The organism is Tychonema sp. LEGE 06208 (assembly GCF_015207505.1).
Taxonomy (GTDB): Bacteria; Cyanobacteriota; Cyanobacteriia; order Cyanobacteriales; family Microcoleaceae; genus Microcoleus.
The window spans coordinates 1-23,405 of the sequence record NZ_JADEWT010000105.1 but is presented as its reverse complement, the minus strand read 5'-3'; the positions used below and the strand labels follow the sequence as shown (position 1 = coordinate 23,405).

Here is a 23,405-nt window from a genome sequence, read left to right as displayed (position 1 = left end):
CCCCATGCCCCATGCCCTAAATTTCAATTCCTTCCAAAGTCATAATGACAGCATTCTTCATCAACATATCGCAGCGATCGGCATAAAAAGCTGCGGCCTTATCATACTTGTTGACTTGCAACACGCGCAAAAACATTTGCCTTGCTTGCGCGAATTGTTGCTGGTAGTGAAAAAAAATTCCCTGTTCAAAATAAGTTTGAGTTTGTGCTTTTAGTTCGATCATCATATCCGAGTCGCCGTCGTAAATTTCAAATACAGCCACAGGCGTTTGTTTTCCTTTGACTTGAACGCGATCGAGAAACCGACACTTATAATTTTGGGGATCGTCTATTCGACAAAGAGTCTGGACGCTAGCTACAATACCGACTCCGTAAAGCTTTGTCAATCCTTCCACACGCGCGGCTAAATTCACAGCATCAGAAATTACCGTACTTTCCATCCGTTCCGCTTCACCAATAGTACCCAACATTAAAGTTCCCGTATGCAAACCAATCCCTATCGAAATAGGTTGATATCCGCTATTTTGCCTGTGTCTGTTATAAATTTTAACTTGCTGCTGCATCTCAATTGCCGCTTGAACCGCATCTTCAGAACGGTTAGGAAACAAAGCCATAATTCCGTCACCAATGTATTTATCTATAAAACCGTTATACTGGCGGATAACTGGACCAACTCGGCTTAAGTAAGAGTTGAGAAATTCAAAATTTTCTCTAGGAGACATACTTTCTGACAGACTTGTAAATGAGCGAATATCGGCAAACATAATCGTCATTTCCGCCTGTACAGAGTCTCCCAATCTGGCATCAACAATGCTTTCAATCTTGAGAAACTTTAAAAATTCGCGGGGGACAAAGCGGGCCGAAGCTATTGCAATCTTTTCAAGTTCGCTTTTGCTGGCTTCGATTTGAGTCAGGGCGCGAAATGCTCTCAGCGTTGTCACTACTGTGGTAAATAACTTTTTGTTTGTGAGTTCTGTTTTAGTTTTGTAATCGTTAATATCGTAGCTGACAATTACAACATCTTCCGGCACTTGTCCCGGCTGTCCGGTTCGCAAAATAATTCGCACTATTTTATTGTCTAAAATATCGCGGATGTATTTTACAACTTCCAAGCCTGCCTCTTCTGTTTCCATCACTACATCCAGTAAAATCAATGCTACATCTGGATGGTCTTGGATCATTTCTTTGGCTTCTTTACCAGAAAAAGCGCTGATAAATGTGAGGGATTTGTTTTCAAATGTAAATTCATTTAAAGCTAGCTTTGTAATATTATGAATTTCTATTTCATCGTCTACAATTAAGATTTTCCAACTGTCTGGAATCGGTTGTTCTTGAACCTCGTCTTCTTCCGCAAATATTAATTCATCGTCGCCCAACGCTATTAATTCATCATCGTTTGCAGCGAACAGTTTTTTACTAGCTTCTGACATTAATTACTCTCCTAAATAAAATCCTATTAAAACTCGTGTTATAATAACTAATTACTAATTTTAGCTGGAAACTCCATCATAAATCTTGTACCTTTGTTCAATTGACTTTCGCAGGTAATTGTACCTTTGAGTTTTTGCGTAACGAGGTTGTAAATAATGTGCAGTCCCAATCCTGTGCCGCCCTTACCTCTTTTGGTGGTAAAAAATGGTTCAAAGATTTTACTGAGATTTTCTGGGGAAACTCCTTTGCCGTTATCTGCATATTCAAATATTAGCCGATCGCCCTCTAGCTTAAAATCAAAAGCCAGAATCCCTTCGTCTTCTCCATCGTAAGCGTGAACCAGGGAATTAAACACCAGATTTGTCACAATTTGACACAACACACCAGGATAACTGTCCAGTACAATATTTTCATCGCCTTTAATCTCTATTTTGTGTTTAGTTCTTCTTAGTTTGGCGGTTAAAGATGTCAAAATTTCCTCAAGATAATTTTTTAGGTTAAACGTGCGTTGTAATTCGCTCGACTGATCTACAGCCACTTCTTTAAAACTGTGAATCAAGTCAGCCGCCCGCGTCAAATTTGATAAGATCATATTACTGCTTTGCATGGCCGTATCCAGGAATTTTTCTAACTCGGAGCGTTTAATTTGCCCCTTGCTGTAAAGCTCAAAAAACTTTGTAACTTTTTCCGCCAGCAGCGAGGCGGCGGTGATACCGATGCCGATGGGAGTATTGATTTCGTGAGCAACACCTGCAACCAAACCCCCAAGGGCAGCCATTTTTTCCGATTCTACCAGTTTCTTTTGGGCAGATTTTAAATCTTCTAAAGTTTGGGAAAGCTCGGAAGTACGCTGCTGTACTAATTTTTCGAGATTCTGATTGAATTGCTGCAAATTTGTGTAAAGTTGGGCGTTTTCTATAGAGATAGAAATTTGAGAAGACAGCAGTTGTAATATTTCTAACCTTTCTGGCGTAAATGCGCCTGTAGTCAGATTGTTTTCTAAATATAGAATGCCGCTTAGTTTGCCTTGGTGGATTAACGGAGTGCAAAGAATAGATTTAGGTTGAAAAGCAATTATATAAGGTGCGTGAGTAAATTGTCCTTCGCGGCTGGCATCATTTAAAACTATACTTTCTTGGGTGCGGGCGACGTAGTTGACAACTGCAACTGATAGCAAAGTTTCTTCTCGCTCTTCATCTACAAAATTTATAGGAATTGATTGCATGACAGCAACGCGATCGGCATCCACAGAACCCGATGCTTCAATAACCAATTTACCATCTTTTTCTAGTATTAAAAATCCTGTTTCTCCTCCGGCATTTTCAATCACAATTTTCATCATCTTTGCCAGTAGTTTGTCGAGAACTATTTCGCTTGCTAATGTTTGTGAAGCTTTGACTGCGGTTGTCAAATCTAGCACCCCTGCACTGTCGCTCGTAGTGCAAGCGCTGCTGGTAGATTTGCGAGTTTCGATATTAGTTGAAATTGAGGCTAAAGTTAGCCACTGCGGGTATTTTGATTCTAAATGTCTTACTTTGGCTTGTGCTCCCCAGCGCTGATAGCAATAACGCGCTTCTATCAAGTAAGTCTTAGCAATTCTTTCTCGTCCTATGGATAAATAAAATGCTCCCGCTAATTCTGCTGCGAGTGCTTGTATTTGTATGTATCCGTTTTCTTGAGCTCCGGCAATTGCACGGTCGTAATATTCCATTGCTCTGACAATATCGCCGAAAATTTGCGCTATTTCTGCCTCGATCAAGTCGCATTTGTGCTGGAGGTTCATCGGCGCAGAAAGTGATTTTATTTGGAGTTTTCTGAGGTTGCTGCTGGCGCAAAAAAGATGCTCTTCTTGTTCCTCATTTGTTGCTTGTGGATAGGCTGCAAGTCTGGCGAGAGAATCGTAAAAATGGTATTCAGGAACATTAATAAAGCCCGCTACTCCATCTAAATAAAGTTCGGCCTGTGCTGCATTGTCTAGGGCTAGCTGAATATCTCCAAATAAATATGCTAATATTAATTTTTGCAGATAAAAGTGCTGTAAACCGACGCGATCGTTAGCTTTCAATAGCAGTCGCAACAATTTTTCTTCGTTATAAGTTTCACATAACAAAAGATTGGAAGTATCCGCATTATCCATCAATTGCCAAACTGTTTTCTGATATATTTGATTCCAAGTCAATACCGTTTCTTGCTTGAGTTGAAATAACAAATGGTTGTAATTAGCCATTTTTTGTTCTAGCGGCATCAATTCTTGACCGATGAAATACAAGGACTGACAAATATTTACCGCCGCATATCCTAGGGATTCTAAATCACCATTTTCAAGGGCGCTTTGATAGGCTTCTTCTAACAGTGGTAAAGTGTCCTTAACATGATGGTTGCCGTGCATCAAAACGAATGCGACTAAATTAAGAATCTTACTTTTAAATTCTAAAGCATTTAGTCGATCGATCAAATTCAAAGCTAATTGACCAAAGGTATCGCCTGATTCAATATCTCTAATTATTCTTTGTAAAATTGCTCCGTAATTAGCATAACCAAAAGCCGAAAAAACCGAATTTCCGTAGTTAATCGATAAATCAACTTGCTGGCATACAATCAGCGGTAACAGCACTGGTTCAACTATAAACGTAGCTGCAAACATACTGGAAAGCACGCGCATAGTTCCTAACTTGCGCGGATTTGTCATCACAGGTAAGTTAATTAAATCTTCTATTTTTTTGTCGCCTAAATAAGCTACTGTTTGGGCCATTGCTTGCTGAATGTGGAGGGGAACTGGCGACTCGGGCAAGTTTAGTCCTAACATTCTTAGTGCTTCTCTACCAATCTGTACAGCTTCTTGCAGTTTTGTTTGCATCGTACAAGCTGTGATTTGGATTTCAAAAACTTTGATTTTATCTAGTTCATTCTTTGCGTATTTTAGGACAATTTCTGCCCATTTTTCCATTTGTTCAAACTCGGTATTGAGGTAAGCAGCTTCTGCGGCTGACTCGTAGAGTGCCAGAGTCAAATCGTAATCGGTTTGCCAACTTTCCTGCGGCAGCAATTCAATACCTGCGGTTAAATATTTGACAGCCAGTTCGTAAGCTGCACTGGCTTTTGCTTTGCGGCCTGCAATTAAATTTAATTGGCATAATTGAAGTTTTTCTAATTCACTGCTGATGATTTGTCTGGCTGCATTTAGTTGGTTGACTGTATCAAAAATATAGTTTTCTAATTGCTCTGGAGGTGCGTTTTGTAGCAAAAATCTGCCTATTTTGAGATGAATTTCTTGTTTTTTGGGTTCGGATATTAAAGCATAAGCGGCTTGTTGAACTCGTTCGTGCAAAAATTTATAAGTCGCGCTAGCAGCATCAGCGATTGGTAGGGACAATTCATCTGTGAAATCTCTAGATATTTGGTCGGTTACTTCTGTAGTTGCTGCTAGTGCGAGCGGAATTTTGTAGGCGTTATTTACGGGCAGAATCAGACCGGACTGAAGAGCTTCCCAGAGGTCTGTTGCTGTGGAAACTAGAGATTTTCCACAGATTTTTGAGATAATTCCTAAATCAAATTTGTTGCCAACACAAGCAGCTAATTTTAGTAGTTGCTGGGTGGTTTCTGAAAGTTTCTGAATGTGATCGATCATTAATTCTACAACATTGTCAGTTATTCCTATTTCTTGTATTTGCTCGATATCCCACTGCCACTCACCTGCAATTTCGCATTTTCTCAAAGCTGGATATGCTTTTTGAGGATTCGACTCATAAATGTTAGGTTCGGCTATATCGACAGAAATATCGGAAGGTGTAAATTTGTATTTCAGCAGTTTTTTTGAGTAAATATACTTGAAAAATTGAGTTAGAAAAAAGGGATGACCTCCAGTTTTTTGGAAAAGCAATTCTGCTAAATCTAGTGATTTTTCTGGCGAGCAGCTCAGACTATCTGCAACAAATTGATTGACGCTGGTAATATCTAAATGCGAAAGGGATATTTCGCTGAAATTTCCCCCTGCTTTTTTAATTGCTTCGACGGTCAGCATTACAGGATGGTTTGCGTTAAGTTCTTGTTTTTTGTAGGCTGCAATGATTAATAAATATTGATTTTCTAGGTTTGTTGCTAGCAGTTGGATTAACTTAAGGGATGCTGAATCTACCCACTGTAAATCGTCGAGAAAAATTACTAAGGGGTGTGCTTTTTGAGCAAAGACTCGGATGAATTTTTGAAATACTAAATTAAAGCGATTTTGAGATTCATGTAATCCTAAGTCTGGCACTGGGGGCTGCAGCCCGACAATCATTTGTACTTCGGGAAGAACTTCAATAATTACTTGGCAGTTTCCGCCGAGGGCATTTAATATTTTTTGTCTCCAAACTTCTAGTTTGGCAGATGTTTCTGTGAGAATTTGGCGCAATAAGTCTTGAAAAGCTTGGATCAAAAAAGCGTAGGGAATATCGCACTTAAATTTTTCAAATTTGCTATCTATAAAATACCCGTTTGCCCGCAGGATAGGCTTGTGAATTTCATAGACTAACCAGGATTTTCCGATACCGGCAGAACCGGAAATTAATACTATTTCTGTATTTCCCTGTCTCATCCTATCGAAGGTATCGAGAAGCAGATTAACTTCGGCTTCTCGCCCGTAAAGTTTTTGGGAAATTTGCAGGTTACTTGACCTATCGTGTTCGCCGATGGTGATGTGAGATATTTCGCCGGTGGTTTCCAGTTGAAAGAGACATTTTTCTAGGTCGCACCCAAGTCCGAAAGCACTTTGATATCTATCTTCGGCGGTTTTTGCTAATAGTTTCATGACGATATCGGAAACGACTTGAGGAATTTCGTCGGTTTGTGATTGATTGATTATGCCTTGGATTTTTTGTTTTTGATTCTCACAAGGAGCAAGTGGTTTTTTGGCAATATGGCAATGTACTAATTCCATCGGATCGATCGCAGTAAAAGGCACTTCACCGCAGAGCATTTCATAAAAAGTGATGCCGAGAGAATAAAAATCGGTGCGGTAGTCGATCGCCCGATTCATGCGGCCAGTTTGTTCTGGCGACATATAGGCGAGGGTACCTTCGAGTAAATTGGGATGGTGGAGGGCGGGGTTTTCGCCCGGTAGCAGGGAGGCGATCGCAAAATCAGCAATTTTGACATCCCCCGTCTCGATTTTGACAATAATATTGCTCGGTTTAAGATCTTTGTGGATGATGTGGTGTTCGTGGAGTTGGCCGAGAGTTTCTGCTAGTTTGATACCGATTTGCAGAAATTGTTGTAACTCTAGCTGGTTGTTGGTGAGAAATTTTTTGAGAGAAATGCCGCCAAAATCTTCTAAAATTAAAACAGGAACGTGATTGTATTTTTCGAGTTGGTAAAGCTTAACTGTTCCGGGCAAATTCAAATTTTTGAGGATTTCTGCTTCGTGCAGGAGTTGGGCTATTTGTGCTGGGGTTGGGTAGGGCTGCGCCAGAGTTTTGAGGATAACAGGTTTTTGTTGTTCAACCTGCATCCCTCGATAAATAACTGTGCGATCGTTTGTATAAATTTCTCCGTCTATGCGATATCCCGGAATGGTAATCATGCTGCGAATGCGGTAGTTTTTAAGTACAGTTGGGGAGTGGATATTTTAGTTCAAAAGATGGAAATAATCTCGCGTTCGGCCGATTGAAAATAATAAAATTGGTTTGTAGTGCGGACGACCGTCCGCACTACAAACCTTTTTTGTTACGGCAATCGATCGGACATAATATAAATGATAATTTTAGCAACAAATATTTAATGATTGAAACACTTATTATAATCCTCTTTTTCTGATGATTGGCGAAGTAAAAGGAGGCATAACCCCTGGATTCTGTGTTACGAGACAGAGCATGGTAACGAGAAAGCATGGTAACGAGAAATGATGATTTTAGATTGTCCTATCGTTTTCGATTGCATCGTCAGGTGATTTAACCTTATTAGTACACAGAGTACACAGAGTCCGAGAATATATATCTGAATCATTCGGATGCTACCGGATTTGATATCAATTGTCAATTGAATAAGTGGGTATGAATGATGAGATAATGGTTGAGATATTGCCGGGGGCACTGTGAAGTAATTGTAAATCAAGATCGCATTAAGAGGGCTGGTGAGTGCATAGGTAAACAAGCTGCGATCGGGACTGAGGCAAAAAGTGGTTTGAGGCGCTATTGAGACAGTTTTCGGTGCTGGCGGCACGCTCTACAGGCATTTAAATTGTATATTTCAATGACCTATTCCCGTTGGCAGTCAAATCCTATCCACCCTTTCCTCTTCTCTATTCGGGCCCTCTCTCCATATTCTTCTCAAACATAACAGACAATTTAGATGCAAGCAAAACTTAGGTGCGAGTGCCAAAATAAATTGGTGGGTGCAAATCAACAGCTAAAATTTCAAAATCATGCAGAATATAATTGCCTCAAATCCAGCGAATGCTACCGATCGCGCTTTTGGTACCGCAGAGATTAAACTACTGGTACTAGATATCGACGGCACGATCGCAGGTTTGTCAAACGACATCCGACAACCCGTCAAGCAGGCAGTTTTGGCTGCCGAGTCGCGGGGAGTGAAAGTGGCCATCGCTACGGGCAGGATGTACAAATCGGCTTTGCGTTTTCACTCAGAAATTGGCTCAACTTTGCCGCTGATTTGCTACCAGGGCGCGTGGATTCAAGATCCAGCTACTCAAAAGCGACTGCGACACTTGCCGCTGTCGAAACAAACTGCTCTGCAACTATTAGAGCATTTTGAAGCACTGGATTACCGATCGCTCCTTTCGATCCATTTCTATATTGACGACAAACTTTACGTACCGGAAATTACTGCAGCTACCCGAATTTATGCCGAACGATCGGGCATTGAACCAATTGTAATTCAAGATTTGCGGCGAGATATGCCGGGGGAACCGACGAAGGTTTTGGCCTTGTGCGAGAATCCAGAGGTACTCCACGGCTTGCTCAGCAGTATGCGGAAGCGCTACACGCCTGCGGAGCTTTATTTGACTCAATCGGTGGCTACTTTTTTTGAAGCTACGCATCCTTTGGCGAGTAAGGGAGATGGTGTGCAGTATTTAGCCGAAAAAGTTTTGGGTTTGCAGCCGGCTCAGGTGATGGCGATCGGCGACAATTTTAACGATCTAGAAATGATTTCCTACGCGGGTGTGGGCGTGGCGATGGGGAATGCTCCTGATGGTGTGAAGGCTATTGCTGATTGGGTTGCGCCGGATGTGGAGGAAGATGGGGTGGTGGCTGCGATCGAACAATTTGTTTTGGGCGGCTGATATTTCTAGCAATAATAATTTTCCCAATATTATAGGGACACGGCAATGCCGTGTCCCTACAATAACTTAAAAATGCCTTTCCACAGAAAAAGCACCGACGACTGGCCGTGTTTCGTCTCGGTGCTTTCTCTGGTTCGCTCCTCACACGTCCATTAATATAGCCGACTCGCCCGAATGTGTCAAGACTTTTTAGTAAAGTTTTTTTTGAGTCTTTCCAATCCGGGCGGCGGGTGCGGTGGATGGAGGCAGAACCTTTGCTGTGCAAGGGTTTTGGCCGATCGCCCTTTTCGGGCATTCCCCCGAAAAATTTTAGTTCAATTCCTGCAGCCAGTCCAAAATCAGAGCGTTGACTTCACTGGGCCGCTCGTCGTGGGGACAGTGGCCGGTGTTGGGAATTGAAACAAATTTCACTGGTTTATCGTTGGCCGCTAATTCTTGGTAAATTTTGCTGCCGGCGATCGGCGTCCAGGGGTCGTCTGCACCCCAAAGTACCAATAACGGACGATCGACCTTTGGCAGTAATTCTGACGGTTGAGGGCCTGCTGGGGCTGTGAGAATGGAAGCGAAAACTTGTTGAGCTCCGGGCTCGCAGGAGGGCGCGTGCAGGAGTTCTACGAGTTCGTCGGTGATGGCTTCGCGGTTCCCGTAGACTTGGCGCAGGGTGTTGCGGATGCGGTGTTTTTGGCGGATGTTGTTGAAGACAAACGGGCCGATGACGGGCGATCGAACTAATTTAGTAAAAGTCCCCATCACTACTCGCAGCGGGAAATTCAGTTCCTCCGGTCTGTGGTTGAGCCCGCCAGCACAGTTGATTAACACACCGCCTGCAGATATTTCTGGATGGTTGGCGACTACCATCAAACTCAGCAAAGCGCCGATCGAATTTCCGACAAATACCGCCGGTTCCTGTACCAATTCTGTCCAGAAATCTGTCAGCAATTCTTCCCACAATTCCAGCGTATAATCAAGCGCCGGTTTGCCTGAAGCCCCGAATCCCAACAAGTCCAGCGCAAATACCCGGTAGCCCCCCGCCGCGAGTGCGGGGATATTTTGCCGCCAATGTCCTATAGAAGCCCCAAACCCGTGAATCAAGATCAGAGGGCGGCCGGTTCCTTGGACGGTATATTGGATTTTGTGACCTTTCCAAGTCCAAATCAGCTTCTCAAAACTCGTTGCAGATACTAATTGTTGTGCAGTCACGGCTCTAAATGTAAATTTTCGTTAACTTCTTCGATCGTAGCAGAAGTCAGTTGTCATTAGTCATTAGTCATTAGTCATTAGTCATTAGTCATTAGTCATTAGTCATTAGTCATTAGTCAGTAGTCAGTAGTCATTAGTCATTAGTCATTAGTCATTAGTCATTAGTCATTAGTCATTAGTTAATTGTTAGTTGTTAGTTGTTATTGGAAATTGAGAATTGAGAATTGAGAATTGGAATTGATAATGGGAAATTGGGGATTCGCAACCAATAACAACTAACAACTAACCAATAACCAATAACCAATAACAACTAACCAACAATAACTAACCAATAACAACTAACCAATAACAACTAACCAATAACAACTAACCAATGACTAATGACTAATGACTAATGACTACTGACTACTGACTACCTTTTTTCCAACAACCAATAAGTCCTCATATTCCCCTTACCTTTCACCGGAATTACGCCTCGCATCTCCAACAAATACTTATCTTTTAAAAGCTCGTAAGTAACATCAGTAACTTGAATTCTGCCCGCAAAACCCGTACCCTCCATCCTCGACGCCACATTCACCGTATCTCCCCACAAATCATAGGTAAACTTGCTCACACCAATCACTCCCGCCACCACCGGCCCGGAATTGATGCCGATGCGAATTGCCAGTTTTTCTCCTGTCTCGGCCGACAATTTGGCTATTTTTGCCTGCATTCCCAAGGCCATTTGGGCGATCGCCTCCGCGTGGTCATGTCTCGGCGTAGGCAATCCCCCGACTACCATGTAAGCATCACCAATAGTCTTGATTTTCTCCACACCGTACATTTCAGCTAACTGGTCAAAGTGAGAAAAAATCACATTCAATCGCTTTACCAACTCCGTCGGAGACATTCTCGCCGACAGTTCAGTAAAGCCAACAATATCAGCAAATAAAACACTTACATCGGCAAAACTGTCGGCGATCGTGCTTTGCTGGGCCTTCAAACGTTCTGCTATTGGTTTGGGCAGAATATTTAACAACAATTTCTCGCTTTGTTCCTGTTGAATTTTGAGTTCTTCTTGCGCTAATTTTCGCTCTGTAATATCAGAAACAGTACCCTCATAGTACATCATAACGCCTTTTGAATCCCGAACGGCGCGGACATTTTCTGATACCCAAATCTGGCTTCCGTCCTTGCGGCATACCATAGATTCAAACCCCGAAACCGCATTTTCTGCATCCATAGCCGCCACGAATTCCAGGCGGCGTTCAGGGTCAACGTACAGTTGTTTGGCGATATTTTTAATGCTAGACATCAGTTCTGCTGGCGAGTCGTAACCGTACAATTTTGCCAAAGCTGGATTAGCGCTGAGATAGCCTCCAGAAGGAGTGCTTTGAAAAATGCCTTCCATCGCATTTTCTACAATGCTGTGATATCTTTCTTCAGCAATTCGCAGCAATTCTTCGGCTTGTTTGCGCTGAATCAAACCACCTAATTGAGTGCCAACCGCATTGAAAATGTCTATAAAGCGCGCGTTTTTCGGAGAAGGCAAAATTTGAAAAAAAACTAGCACCGCCAATACTTCATCGCCTACCAAAATCGGCACGCCAAAACCTGCTTTAAATCCGAGTTCTCGTGCTACTTCACTTCGTAAAAAATCTGGGTAGCCCTGGGAAATATCTTCTACCCATTCCGGTTCCTTGGATGCCCAAACTCGTCCTGGCAGCCCGATATTCATGGCAAATGTCAGTTGTTCGCTTTGGGTGCGGAAGGGTTCCATGCTGGCGTTACTCGCATACCAGCCCCTGGCAGATTGCAGCGCAGTTCCTTCTGCATTGGGAATCCAAGCTTCTCCTACATCCCATCCGATTGTTTCGCCAAGTTGGTGCAGAATTGCTTCTAAAGCTGAATGAAAGTCCGCAGCTTCGCCGATCGCCTGCGTCGTTTCCAGCAAAAACCGGATTGATTCTTCCGCCCGCTGCCGTTCGGCGATTTCTGCCTGCAATCTGGAATTGCGATCGTGCAATTCCCTAGCTTGCTGTTGCAGTTGCGATTGCAACAAACGCAAAGACAGTTGGCTTTCCACGCGGGCGAAGACTTCTTCTACTTGAAACGGCTTAGTAATATAATCTACTCCTCCTACTTGAAAAGCCTTAACTTTTTCCATCACGTCATCTAGCGCACTAATAAAAATTACCGGAATATCTTTAGTATTTTCATATTTTTTTAAATTTTCACAAACTTCATAGCCGTTCATTTTCGGCATATTAATATCTAGTAAAATCAAATCGGGAGGAGAGATTTGTGCTGCTTGCAGAGCCATTTTTCCGTTAATCGCCTTCCTAACTTGATACCCGTAGGATTCTAGCATAGTTGATAAAAGTCGCAAGTTGTCCGGCATATCGTCAACGATCAGAATGTCTCTAAGAGTCGCTGCTAGTAATGGCTCGTTCATCATAATATAATTGAGTTAAATCGATAATGATATCTATCCGAAAATTATCGACTAAATCTGTTAAAGCATTAGCGAGATTTGCCTCAGTTTCGGGAATTTGAGCGATCAGTCCGAGGATGCGGTTGTCGTCAACGCAAAGTGCTGCTCGGTATAAATCGACCACCCAGTCTGCGGGCATTACACTCAAATCCTCGGTGGTCAAACTTTGAACCTGTCGGGGTGCTGAATCAGAAATAGATGAGTTTTCTTCCTCATAAATATAACGCAGATTCAGGTGATGCGCTATCTTTTCAAATAGTACCTCTTCCCGAAACGGTTTACAGATAAAATCGTCACAACCGGCAGACAAAATTATTTGTCGCTGCTCGTCAAAAGCACTAGCAGTCAGGGCAATAATTATTATTTCTCTACCTTCTGGAGTTTGCTTGATCTGTTTTGTAGCTTCGTAGCCGTCCATAACTGGCATCAGCATATCCATCAAAATTAGGTGCGGCTTCCAAGTAGACTGCAAAGCAACTCCTTCTTTACCGTTAATTGCTTCGCGGACTTCAAATCCGAGCGGTACGAGAAGCTGAAACAGCAGTTGGCGATTTTCCGCTACATCTTCAACTATTAATATCCTATAGGTTTGCTGTCCGGCTTCTAAAGCAATAACTGGTTTAACGGCAGGTTTTTCTTGTTCGTCACTTTCTGTTACGATGTTAACGCGGATATTAAAAGTAAAAATTGTGCCTCTATCCACTTGACTTTCAACAGCAATATTACCTCCCATAATCTTGACGAACTGTTGGCTAATTGGCAATCCTAGCCCGGTTCCCTGCATAGACTTGCGACCTGTTTCGGTTTGCACGAAGGGCTGAAATAATGTAAGAACTTCCGACGGAGAAATGCCGGGTCCCGTGTCGGCAATTTCAAAATGCAATTGAGCTTCTTCTTGTCCGACGGCGTTTTTTTCTACTTGGCTGCTAACGCACAAAGTAACGGTTCCGTGTTGAGTAAATTTAATGGCATTGCCGATCAGGTTAATTAAAACTTGTCGCAATTTCGACTCGTCTGTTTCAATGTACTGCGGCAAATCGCCGATATTTTCAAATATCAGGCGCAACCCTTTTGAATTTGCTTTTAGTTGCAGCATTTCTCGGAGACTGCCGAGAAGGTTGTAGAGGTTGAAGCGGCTTTGATTGATAGTAATTTGACCTGCTTCTATTTTCGACATTGACAAAACATCATTGATCAGTTCCAGTAAATGTTCGCCGCTGCGGTTAATAATTTCTATGTATTCTTTTTGTTCTTGCGTGATGGAACTGTTGCGAGCCATGACTTGGGAAAAACCGAGAATGGCGTTGAGAGGGGTGCGGAGTTCGTGGCTCATGGAAGCGAGAAATTGGCTTTTGGCGCGGTTGGCAACTTCGGCATTTTCTTTGGATTTAAGTAGTTCCATTGACTGCCTTTGAGTGCGGGCGAGCAATTCTGCTTGCTGCAATGCTACTCCTAGCTGAGTGCCCACATGAACTGCAACGTTGATTTCAGATTCGCTCCACTGGCGGGGAGCTGAATTTTGATAGGATGCTAGCAGTCCCCAGAGTTTTTCTCCGCAGAAAATTGGCACGGTAATGTAGGCTCTGGATTGAAATTTTTCTAAGAGTTGGATGTAGCAATTATTGAATCCTTGCTTGTAAATATCTGGGACGCAAAGGTAAGTTTTACCTCGGCTGTAGGCTCCGCCCGCAGTTTCTTGCAAATAAGTATCGCATACTTTTTGTGAGCTGCTCTCGAATTTTTTGACGAGGCATTGTTCGTTTTTTAAAGCACTTTCAGTAATTTTAGAATCAACCTGCTGTGCTTGCATGAAAGAAATCCACTTGCTGTCAACTGATTCTGCTACAAATTCGCCGCTCCAGTCAGGATTAAAACGGTAAAGGGCGACTCGATCGCACTTCATGGTTTGGCGCAATTCTCTGGTTGTAGTTTGAAATATTTCTCGGATATCTAATGTCTGGCGCATTCTTTCAATGATTCGGGCGATCGCTCTTTGTCGCAAAGCACTTTCTTGCAGTTCAGTTTGCGCTTGCTGGCGTTCGGTAATATCTACAGCCATTAAAGCGATGCCGATCGCTGTACCGTTATCGTCAATTAGCGGAGTATTATACCATTCGCAAACAATACTTCTACCATCTTTTGTAATAGTTTTGTGGGTGGTGCAACTGGCACAAGACTCCATATTAATTTTGTTGCTTAAAATTTGAAATATTTGGTGGTAACAGTTGTTTGGAACGAGGCGATCTGGGACATTTTGGCCGAGAACTTCTTCTTGGCTGTAGCCAAAAAGTTTTTCGGTAGCCGGATTCCAAGTGATAACTTCTAAATTCAGGTTTAATTCAATAATTGCGATCGGCGTTTGCTGCAATAAAAATGAGATTCTTTGCTGCGATGCTAGCAGTTTTTCGGCCGCTAATTTGCGGTCTGTGATGTCATTAGCCGTACCGAGAGTTTGTTTGGGTCTACCGTCATTTGTTCTGAGAAATACTGTATCCCAACTGTGCATCCACCGCCATTCGCCGTTTTTGTGTTTCATGCGGTATTGACATTCAATGACATCGCCGTCTTTCGCTTGCTGCACTTTTTGGACGCTTTCACAAAAAGCTGGCAAATCCTCGGGGTTGAGCAGATTTGACATCATTTCTGTACCCATATCTTGTACTTCTTGGGCGGTGTAGCCCAGCATCGCAGCAATTTGGCGGTTGCAGTAAACATTGCGCCGTTCAATTAAATCGTAAACGTACAACAGGTTGGGATTGGAATCGGCGATCGCCTGAATGAAGTGCTGGCTTTCTCGGAGTGCAGATTCTGCTTGTTTGCGATCGCTAATATCTCGCGCTACCACAATCACTGATTCAGCAGAAAGCACAGAAATTTTAGCGTCGAGCCAAACTTCACGCTCTCCGACTGTATAGCTATATTCAATATTGATGCTTTGCTTCGTCTTGAGAACTTGTTTGACGGTATTTAATACCAAATCTGCTGCAGGTTCCGGTAAGATTTCGTGGGCGGTTCTGCCAATCATTTCGGTGGGAGATTTCGCCAAATTTACCGCTGCTGTCGGGGCGATTTTGATGCAGCGCCCTTCAGCATTTCTCACTAAAACTATGTCAGTCATGGCGGTAAAAATCGCCCGCAATTCTGCTTCGGATTCTTGCAGAGCTTGTTCGGCGCGGATGCGGGTGCGAATTTCTGCTTGCAACTGTTTATTTTGCCGGTCGAGCTGCGCGAGTCGGTTTTTTTCTCGATCGATCAGTTTAGCTTGAGCGATCGCAATCCCTACTTGACCCGCCACAGCTTCTAACAAGTCGATTTCATCTTTTGTCCATTCGCGTTGGCGATCGCACTGGTGCAAACAAATAGCGCCGTTTGCCATCCCTTGGTAGGAAGTGCGAATTGCCAGCATCGATTTCAACCCAGCCACGCGGCAAATCGATTCAGCAGCTTGCAAAAAAGGATCTGAATAAACGTCGTTGGAGGCGATCGCCCGGTCTTGGATCATCATTTGTACGACGTGAGGATTGCCCCAAATTGGAACGATTACGTTCCGCATTGATTCCCACTCAGGTTCGAGATACTCAGCCGCCAGAGGAAGATCGACTTGGGGGCTAGTAACGTAAGTATGAATCAAACAGCGATTGACGCGGAATGCCTGACCGATTTGAGTTGCAGCCGTTTGAAAGATTTTTTCCGGCTGCAAGCTAGATCGAATTTCTTGAGTTATTTTTGCAATCAGCAACTCTCGCTGAACTTGCCGTTCTAAAGCAGATTTAGTTGAGGCCGATTCTATTTCTGCTTGCTTGCGATCGCTGATATCAAAAAGTACCCCATACCAAACAATATCGCCATTGTCACGCATTTCTGGTCGAGAATTCGATTGCAGCCATTTGAGTTTGCCCGACGGCGTAACAATCCGCCATTCACAAGCAAAGGGTTCTAAAGTTCGAGCGCTCTCGCAAATTTTTTGCTCCAGATATTTTCGGTCATCAGGATGATTTTGATTGCAGCATAAATTATAATCTTTTAATATTTCTTTGGTTTCAAATTCGTAAATATCCCGACAAGCGTAACTGATATATTCAAATTGGAAACTTCCATCCGATTTTTGCATAAATTGATAAATAACTCCCGGTATATTCACCGCCAATTTCTGCAACCTTTCTTGGCTTTCCCGAAGTGCTTTTTCTGTTTGATTGCGAAATTCTACCTCTCGTTGTAGTTCGGCATTCTGCTGTTTTAATTGTTTCGATAGCTGTTGTATAGTCAGTTGACTTTCAATCCGTACCAAAAATTCTTCTACTTGAAAAGGTTTAGAAATGTAGTCAACACCGCCCACTTCAAAAGCCTTGACTTTCTGACAAGTTTCATTAAAAACGCTCAGAAAAATCACGGGTATTTCGCGAGTCTTTTCGTTAGCTTTCAGTCTTTCGCATACTTCGTAGCCGTTCATTGTTGGCATAGCAATATCTAGCAAAATCAAGTCTGGAAGAACGGCAAAATTAGCATTTACCACCATTTCCCCCGAAATTGCCCGCTGAACTTTATACCCTTCTTTCGTCAATATATTTGAAATAAATCGGAGGTTGTTGGGTCGATCGTCTACAATTAAAATATGAATTGTTTTTTTGTCGAGCGCCATATTATGTCTTGCCCTTGGGAATTTTAGCGTGTTGACCGGAGAGGAATTATTTAATAAATCAAGTATTCTTGTGAAATAAAAATTATCATATTAATTTTTATATGCCTCAGCAAATAGAGTATTTTTTGAAACCTTGGTTCATCAAATAACGCACTTTGTCTGCGAGAAAGTTTTGGGCAGCTAAGCTTAAATCCGCAACTTAAATCAACCGCATTTTGATTGTATTTTAGTGCCACAATAAATCTAAGTTTTCTAGGAACAATTAAATTGCCTAAAAAAATCATGAATTAGCCACGGCCGGCCCAAGAAACTGGGGACGAGAACCCAAGCTTCTGAACATTCAGCTACCACCTTCAAAAGGTTTGAGCAGAGATACACACCTAGACGCACCCCGATGCGAAACAACCCGGTTTTTTACTTTTGCTCCGGGCTGCAACCTGTGTATTGCTGTGAAAAAAACGCGGTTTCGAGACACCCGCGCCTAAGTCTTGAGATATTTGGCAACTAAGAGTATAGCGGTTCTCAAGCGTGGTGAGGTACGCCCATAGCCCTAGACCCATAGTCCTAGGCCCTATCCCGGATAGTACCTCCTATGATAGCTCGAAAGGCTATATCAACTCTTTTCTCAGTCTTTTCTCTGCCAACAATTCCTTAAGTTTAGCAAAATTTTCATTACTGAGGGATATTTTAATTTCAAGTTCTTGCTCAGCCTCCCATAGCAGCAATGTATTATCTTCCCCCAGCGCAAACTCTGGATTGTTTAATTCAAGTGTTTGATATTTCACTTCGGGAAATCCTATGCGAATTACCACTTCTGATTCCAACTGAGGATAGAGATACAATTGCTGTTGCAGGTTGTCTAGTTCTAGTTTCTGAACTGTGGTGTTGCGTTTGACAGGAGAATCGGGTTTGTACCAATAGAGAGTATCTTCGCGAATTTCAGGATTGACTATCACAAATGTTACGTCAAAACGCTGGGCTTGCCAGTGAATTTCGCTCATACCGCCGATTTGCGGAATCAGTCGCTCAACCCAGCTAATTTTTTTGCCGTTGAGGTTTTTCCACCACTGAGCGATACGCTCGAAGTTCTCAGCATTTTCGGGGTTGTTGCTGCCGGACTCCCAGACTGTTTCTAGTTGCATATACAGGTTCTCCAGCGAATTTAAATTTGAGGTTGCAGGCTTTCAATTGGACTTCTCCTCCAAAAGCCTGTAAGCGAACAGGCTCGAATAGGGCGATCGACAAGAATTATTGGATTCGTCTATTCGTTCTACAATCATCGTCATGGACTTACCAATTATCTACCACGAAGATTATGTTGCGCCACTGCCGCCCGGTCACCGCTTCCCGATGGCAAAGTTCGGGCTGCTTTACGAAATGCTGCGGTTGGATGGGGTAGCAGAGCGATCGCAATTTCACGCTCCGGAACTTTTAGGGTCAGAATGGATTGAGCTAGTCCACGATCGCGATTACATTCAAGCTTACTGCAACGGAACGCTGGATGACAAAGCTCAACGCCGAATTGGTCTGCCTTGGAGTCCGGCCCTGGTCAACCGCACTTGTATCGCCTCCTCCGGGACTGTGCTAACTGCTAAGCTTGCTTTAGAATGCGGTTTGGCTTGCAATACTGCGGGCGGAACTCATCACGCATTCCCCAATTACGGCTCTGGTTTTTGTATTTTTAATGATTTGGCGATCGCCTCTAGAGTATTGCAAAAAATCGGTTTAGTTGGCCAAGTTTTAATTGTCGATTTAGACGTGCACCAAGGAGACGGAACCGCTGTAATTTTCCAAAATGACAGCAGTGTTTTTACATTCTCAATGCACTGCGAGGTCAATTTTCCTGGCACCAAACAAAAGAGCGATTTAGATGTAGCTTTGCCTGTCGGTATGGAGGACGACGAATACTTACAAACTTTGGCTAAATACTTACCAGATTTACTCTCCGATGTCAAGCCAGATTTAGTCTTGTACGATGCCGGAGCTGACACTCATCAGGCCGACAAACTGGGAAAATTAGCTTTAACTGATACCGGGTTATTTCGCCGGGAAATGCAAGTTTTATCTACTTGTTTAGCTGGCGGTTATCCCGTTGCCTGCGTCATTGGCGGTGGCTATTCCGATGACGTGAAGGGGTTAGTTTACCGACATTCGCTGCTGCACCGAGCGGCAAGTCAGGTTTACAGGCAATATCGACTGTGATGCAGAGCGGCGGGACTTCGGAAATATGGCACAAAAAACAGTCTTTCTCACCAAAACCAATAAAAATACTATTAGTCATCGCTCCAGCTTGCCAGAGCGGTACAACTTGAGCTAAAAAGTTGTTAAACCCACAAATGCACCTATGTCCAATGCCAGCGAGCCCAATCAACCCTATCCACTGCTGGTTGTCATTGTTAACTACCGAACCTCTAGTTTGACAATAGACTGCTTGCGCTCTCTAGTTACCGAAGTGCGATCGCTCCCCGGTACGCGGGTTGTAGTTGGCGACAATGCTTCAGGCGACAATTCTACCGAAGAAATACCAGCCGCTATAGCCACATTCGGCTGGAGCGAATGGGCTTCCTTCGTTCCCCTAGAGCGCAACGGCGGATTTGCCTACGGGAACAACGCCCTGATCCGTCCCGCCCTTGAATCCACCAATCCCCCCCCTTACATCCTGCTGCTCAACCCAGACACCGTAGTTCGCCCAGGAGCTCTGAAAGCACTGGTTGACTTCATGGACTCCAACCCCGAAGCCGGCATCGCCGGCAGCCGCTTGGAAGACCCCGACGGTACTCCCCAGCAGTCAGCTTTTCGGTTTCACAATCTATTGACCGAACTAGATTTTGGTTGGCGGACGGGCTTGCTGTCCAAGTTATTGGCAAACTGGGCCGTAGCGCCTCCTATTTCCCAAGAAATCTGTCAAACAGATTGGGTGGCTGGAGCTAGCATGATCGTCCGTCGCGAAGTATTTGAAAAGATTGGCTTGATGGATGAAGCTTATTTCATGTACTGCGAAGAAATGGACTTTTGTCTGCAAGCTAACAAAGCTGGCTGGAGTTGCTGGTACGTACCTGAAAGTCGCGTGGTTCACCTAGTAGGTCAAAGCTCAGGTGTCACTGACACCAAAAAGCCCCCTAAGCGACTGCCACAGTATTGGTTTGATTCCCGGCGCAGATACTTTCTCAAAAACTACGGCTTGGTTTACACAGCGTTAACAGATGTATCCTGGGCTTCGGGCTTTGGAGTCTGGAGGCTGCGCCGCGTACTTCAAGGTAAGCCAGATGGCGATCCACCAAAATTACTGACGGATTTTGTCACGAATAGTGTATTTTTTAAAGGAGGTAAGATTGAAGATTCAAAAAACTTTTAAATGGTATTTGTAAATAAATCAAAGCAAAAAAGCCAGGTCGCTCCTGGTCAGTCAAAGATTGCTTGATTCACCCAGCATTCATATTTGAAATAGAAGAATCCTGGTTGAACATCCTGAAAAAAAAGAGCAATATCTGACGATAGACGGCATCTATTGATAACTTAAATTAGACAGAATCTTGAGTACAGCTTATGGTAACGGAATCAAATTTAATCGCAAGTGAAACTCCAGTACAAAACTCGGAACAGGGATTGTGGCAGCAGATTAAAGAAGACTGGATTGCTCACGGTCGCGATTGGACAAAACCGGGATTTCGTGCCGTAGCAGTTCAAAGATTCGGTGTCTGGAGGATGCAGCTAGAACCAAAACTGCTGCGAGCTCCCTTGAGCATTTTGTATCGATCGCTCTACCGAAAAGTCCGGAATACTTACGGGATAGACTTGCCCTACACAGTCAAGCTCGGTCGTCGCGTGGTGATTGAACATCAAGGTGCTATTATCATTCACGGATACTGTACTATCGGTGACGACTGCATCATCCGCCAAGGCGTTACCCTGGGGAATCGCTACTTGGAAAAACCGCTCGAATCGCCTCAATTGGGCGATCGGGTGAACGTCGGCGCCGGTGCAAAAATTCTCGGCAAGGTCAACCTGGGAGACGACGTAAATATCGGTGCAAATGCTGTCGTTTTATCAGATGTTCCTGCTGGTCAAACTGCCGTTGGCATCCCTGCTAAAATTCTCAAATCCCGCCCTGTCGAAAACAATCCTTAAATTAGTACCAGAAAAAGTGACCTGTCTCTTCTGTTACTTAAATAAACTAGAGATCTACCGCCTCTATAGCGATAGATGCTTTTACTACGCAATTGTGGAGTTCTTTGGCCGTTGTGATTGTTGCACAAAGAGTGCGATCGCCACTGCTTGTTTGTAGACATCAACTCGTCAACTAAATAATTATAAGTTGACCGTCTAGCAATCTTGTGTGAATTGTGAATAATTTGTAGGGTTATTGCCCCGCCGTGCCTACCCGAAAAACCTGGCAAGCTACAAAAACAACATTACAACTCAAATAGGATTGCTAGAGAATTTAAAAAAATATTGTTACTCACCAACCAGATAAGATATAATGATAGTTATGTAATCTTAATTGTCATTATATCTTATCTGTTCTTTTGCACAAATAATGGTTCAATCAATAACTACACCTGTCGTTTCTGCCACCGAGCCAGATTGGAGCCGCGAAAAACTTCGCCAGTGGTGGGATCCTAGTCGCCAACTTCTAAAATCTATCCGCAATTATCAAAAATGGCAGAATCAAGGTGGAATTTTAGGGTATTTTTTCTCCCGGTTGAACGTAATCGAACATCGATTTTGGAGCATTGTAGCTGGAACTGACATCCCTTTGAACTGCAAAATAGGAGGGGGACTCGTTATGGTTCATCCTAATGGCATAGTCATTCATCCAGATGCATCTATTGGCCCGAACTGTCTAATTTTTCAACAGGTCACAATTGTTTCTAATGTCAAAATTGGCGGTCACGTCGATATCGGTGCAGGAGCAAAAATTATTCACTCCATAACGATCGGCGACCACGCTTTGATAGGTGCCAATGCTGTAGTTCTTTGCGACGTACCACCGGGCGCAACTGCAGTCGGAATACCCGCAAAAATTATCCCCAAAAAACTCTAAGCCTGAAAATGCACTCCTAGAAATATTCGCAGGAAAAAGGAAGTTGCAGAGCAAGGATTCTTTCAGAGGATTGTCCTATTTCCTAAACCTTCAATTTCTCCTGCACCAAATTTTTCCGTCGGCACGCTACTTTTTTTCAGGTAAAGTCCTCGGCTTGCTGGCGAACACTATCACCCGTCTGCGATCTCAACTCCGGCGAAAAAGCAAGCTTTCGCAAGCTTTCCACAAGAGCATCAGAGTCGTAGGGTGCTGCGACTAGCCCATCTGTGCCGTCCCGGACAATTGCGCCCGCTCCCATAGGTGAAGTGAGCACTGACAACCTGTGAGCTATAGCTTCATAGGTAACCACCCCACTACCTTCTTCGAGACTCGGAAAGGCAAAAATGTCAGCTTCGTCATAGACCGCGCCAACATTGGTGGTGCAATCCATTTGACATCCACCTCGGCGTAAACGCACGGGGATTCCTAAGACTCACGACTTAGGTTTCTGCTTCCGTCCCTGACGGGGATTTCGCACCAGCCTTAACAGATTTACTCTGTTCTGGTCTTACGGTCGCTCCACAGACTGACACGGCAAGCCCTGCCGCCAAAATATTTTTTGCCGCATTAATATCTCGGTCATGGTGAGTGTCGCAATTAGGACAATCCCATTCCCGGATATTCAACGGCATCTTGTCAACGATATGTCCGCAATTGCCACACCGTTTTGAACTCGGAAACCATCGGTCAATCTTAATTAAAGTACGACCGTACCAATCGCACTTGTAATCTAGTTGTCTGACTAATTCCCCCCAACTTGCATCACTTATAGAAGCGGCAAGTTTCCGGTTTTTAACCAGATTCTTCACAGCTAAGTCTTCTACGGCGATGGCGCAAGTTTTCACGCACCAACCCTGTTGTTAACTTGTGAAGATTATCTTTCCTTGCATCAGTAATTTCTTGATGCACTTTCCCTACTTTAAGCCGTGCTTTGTGACGGTTGTTTGACCCTTTTTGCTTGCAACTTAAAGCTTTCTGCGCTCTTCTAAGCTTGCGATACTTTGCCTTGAATACTTTGGGATTGGCAATCTTTTCGCCAGTGCTTAGAGTGAGCAAGCTTGTAACTCCCAGGTCGATGCCGACTTGATTATCTGTTTTGGGTAGTGTTTCAATTTCAACATCTACCAGCAGAGAAACTGACCACCTACCTGATGGTGCAAGCTTTACGCTTAGAGAACGCCACAGAATGATTGATCCTATAATAGTCAAAATATAATTTCAGTGTGCAGCCTATCTTATGTCTCTAAAATCTATCATGAAACTGACCGAACACGCCAAATCTCTTTACATCGAAACAG

At 43.5% G+C, this 23,405-nt stretch carries 14 protein-coding genes; 5 read left to right on the top strand and 9 right to left on the bottom strand.

Annotated elements, in window-relative coordinates:
* Nucleotides 1–16: 16 nt before the first annotated feature.
* Nucleotides 17–1,429, bottom strand: a complete 1,413-nt coding sequence (locus IQ263_RS22395) for an adenylate/guanylate cyclase domain-containing protein (RefSeq protein WP_194070387.1) — start codon at nucleotides 1,427–1,429, stop codon at nucleotides 17–19.
* 47 nt (nucleotides 1,430–1,476) lie between these two features.
* Nucleotides 1,477–6,990 (bottom strand): trifunctional serine/threonine-protein kinase/ATP-binding protein/sensor histidine kinase, encoded by a 5,514-nt coding sequence (locus IQ263_RS22390; protein WP_194070386.1) that lies wholly within the window; start codon nucleotides 6,988–6,990, stop codon nucleotides 1,477–1,479.
* Nucleotides 6,991–7,830: 840 nt separating this feature from the next.
* Between IQ263_RS22390 and IQ263_RS22385 the strand changes: the two genes are divergently transcribed.
* Nucleotides 7,831–8,709: a Cof-type HAD-IIB family hydrolase gene (locus tag IQ263_RS22385; RefSeq protein WP_194070385.1), complete on the top strand. Its 879-nt coding sequence runs from the start codon at nucleotides 7,831–7,833 to the stop codon at nucleotides 8,707–8,709.
* Between the two features lie 309 nt (nucleotides 8,710–9,018).
* On the opposite strand, the gene IQ263_RS22380 is transcribed toward IQ263_RS22385, so the two are convergent.
* From IQ263_RS22380 to IQ263_RS22365, 4 genes are all read right to left on the bottom strand, one after another.
* Entirely contained in the window at nucleotides 9,019–9,909 is an 891-nt protein-coding gene (locus IQ263_RS22380; protein ID WP_194070384.1) for an alpha/beta fold hydrolase, read from the bottom strand.
* Between the two features lie 412 nt (nucleotides 9,910–10,321).
* The gene (locus IQ263_RS22375; RefSeq protein WP_194070383.1) at nucleotides 10,322–12,349 is read right to left on the bottom strand and encodes an adenylate/guanylate cyclase domain-containing protein; all 2,028 of its coding nucleotides are present in this window, start codon (nucleotides 12,347–12,349) and stop codon (nucleotides 10,322–10,324) included.
* A complete protein-coding gene (locus IQ263_RS22370; RefSeq protein WP_194070382.1) occupies nucleotides 12,315–17,024 on the bottom strand; it encodes a PAS domain S-box protein in 4,710 nt (1,569 codons plus the stop codon). Before IQ263_RS22370 ends, IQ263_RS22375 begins: the two co-directional genes overlap by 35 nt.
* A 608-nt stretch (nucleotides 17,025–17,632) precedes the next feature.
* Nucleotides 17,633–18,166, bottom strand: coding sequence for a hypothetical protein (locus tag IQ263_RS22365; protein ID WP_194070381.1), 534 nt, complete (start codon nucleotides 18,164–18,166; stop codon nucleotides 17,633–17,635).
* Between the two features lie 142 nt (nucleotides 18,167–18,308).
* Here IQ263_RS22365 and IQ263_RS22360 point away from each other — a divergent pair, with 142 nt between their 5' ends.
* The 4 genes from IQ263_RS22360 (at nucleotide 18,309) to IQ263_RS22345 (ending at nucleotide 22,068) form a co-directional block, all read left to right on the top strand.
* Nucleotides 18,309–19,226 (top strand): histone deacetylase family protein, encoded by a 918-nt coding sequence (locus IQ263_RS22360; protein WP_194070389.1) that lies wholly within the window; start codon nucleotides 18,309–18,311, stop codon nucleotides 19,224–19,226.
* Nucleotides 19,227–19,368: 142 nt separating this feature from the next.
* Nucleotides 19,369–20,379 carry a glycosyltransferase family 2 protein gene (locus IQ263_RS22355; RefSeq protein ID WP_194070380.1) on the top strand — a complete coding sequence of 337 codons (1,011 nt, stop codon included), beginning with the start codon at nucleotides 19,369–19,371 and terminating at the stop codon, nucleotides 20,377–20,379.
* Between the two features lie 191 nt (nucleotides 20,380–20,570).
* On the top strand, nucleotides 20,571–21,152 hold the full coding sequence (locus IQ263_RS22350) for a serine O-acetyltransferase (protein WP_194070379.1): 582 nt from the start codon (nucleotides 20,571–20,573) through the stop codon (nucleotides 21,150–21,152).
* Between the two features lie 373 nt (nucleotides 21,153–21,525).
* Nucleotides 21,526–22,068 (top strand): serine O-acetyltransferase, encoded by a 543-nt coding sequence (locus IQ263_RS22345; RefSeq protein WP_333195542.1) that lies wholly within the window; start codon nucleotides 21,526–21,528, stop codon nucleotides 22,066–22,068.
* Nucleotides 22,069–22,204: 136 nt separating this feature from the next.
* Here the strand turns inward: IQ263_RS22345 and IQ263_RS22340 are convergent, their stop codons facing one another.
* From IQ263_RS22340 to IQ263_RS29990, 3 genes are read right to left on the bottom strand one after another with little or no spacing between them, the layout of a single operon-like run.
* Nucleotides 22,205–22,498: a glycosyltransferase gene (locus IQ263_RS22340; RefSeq protein ID WP_194070378.1), complete on the bottom strand. Its 294-nt coding sequence runs from the start codon at nucleotides 22,496–22,498 to the stop codon at nucleotides 22,205–22,207.
* Between the two features lie 49 nt (nucleotides 22,499–22,547).
* Nucleotides 22,548–22,916, bottom strand: coding sequence for an RNA-guided endonuclease TnpB family protein (locus IQ263_RS29995; protein WP_333195541.1), 369 nt, complete (start codon nucleotides 22,914–22,916; stop codon nucleotides 22,548–22,550).
* A complete protein-coding gene (locus IQ263_RS29990; RefSeq protein WP_339384720.1) occupies nucleotides 22,900–23,316 on the bottom strand; it encodes an RNA-guided endonuclease InsQ/TnpB family protein in 417 nt (138 codons plus the stop codon). Before IQ263_RS29990 ends, IQ263_RS29995 begins: the two co-directional genes overlap by 17 nt.
* Between the last annotated feature and the right edge of the window lie 89 nt (nucleotides 23,317–23,405).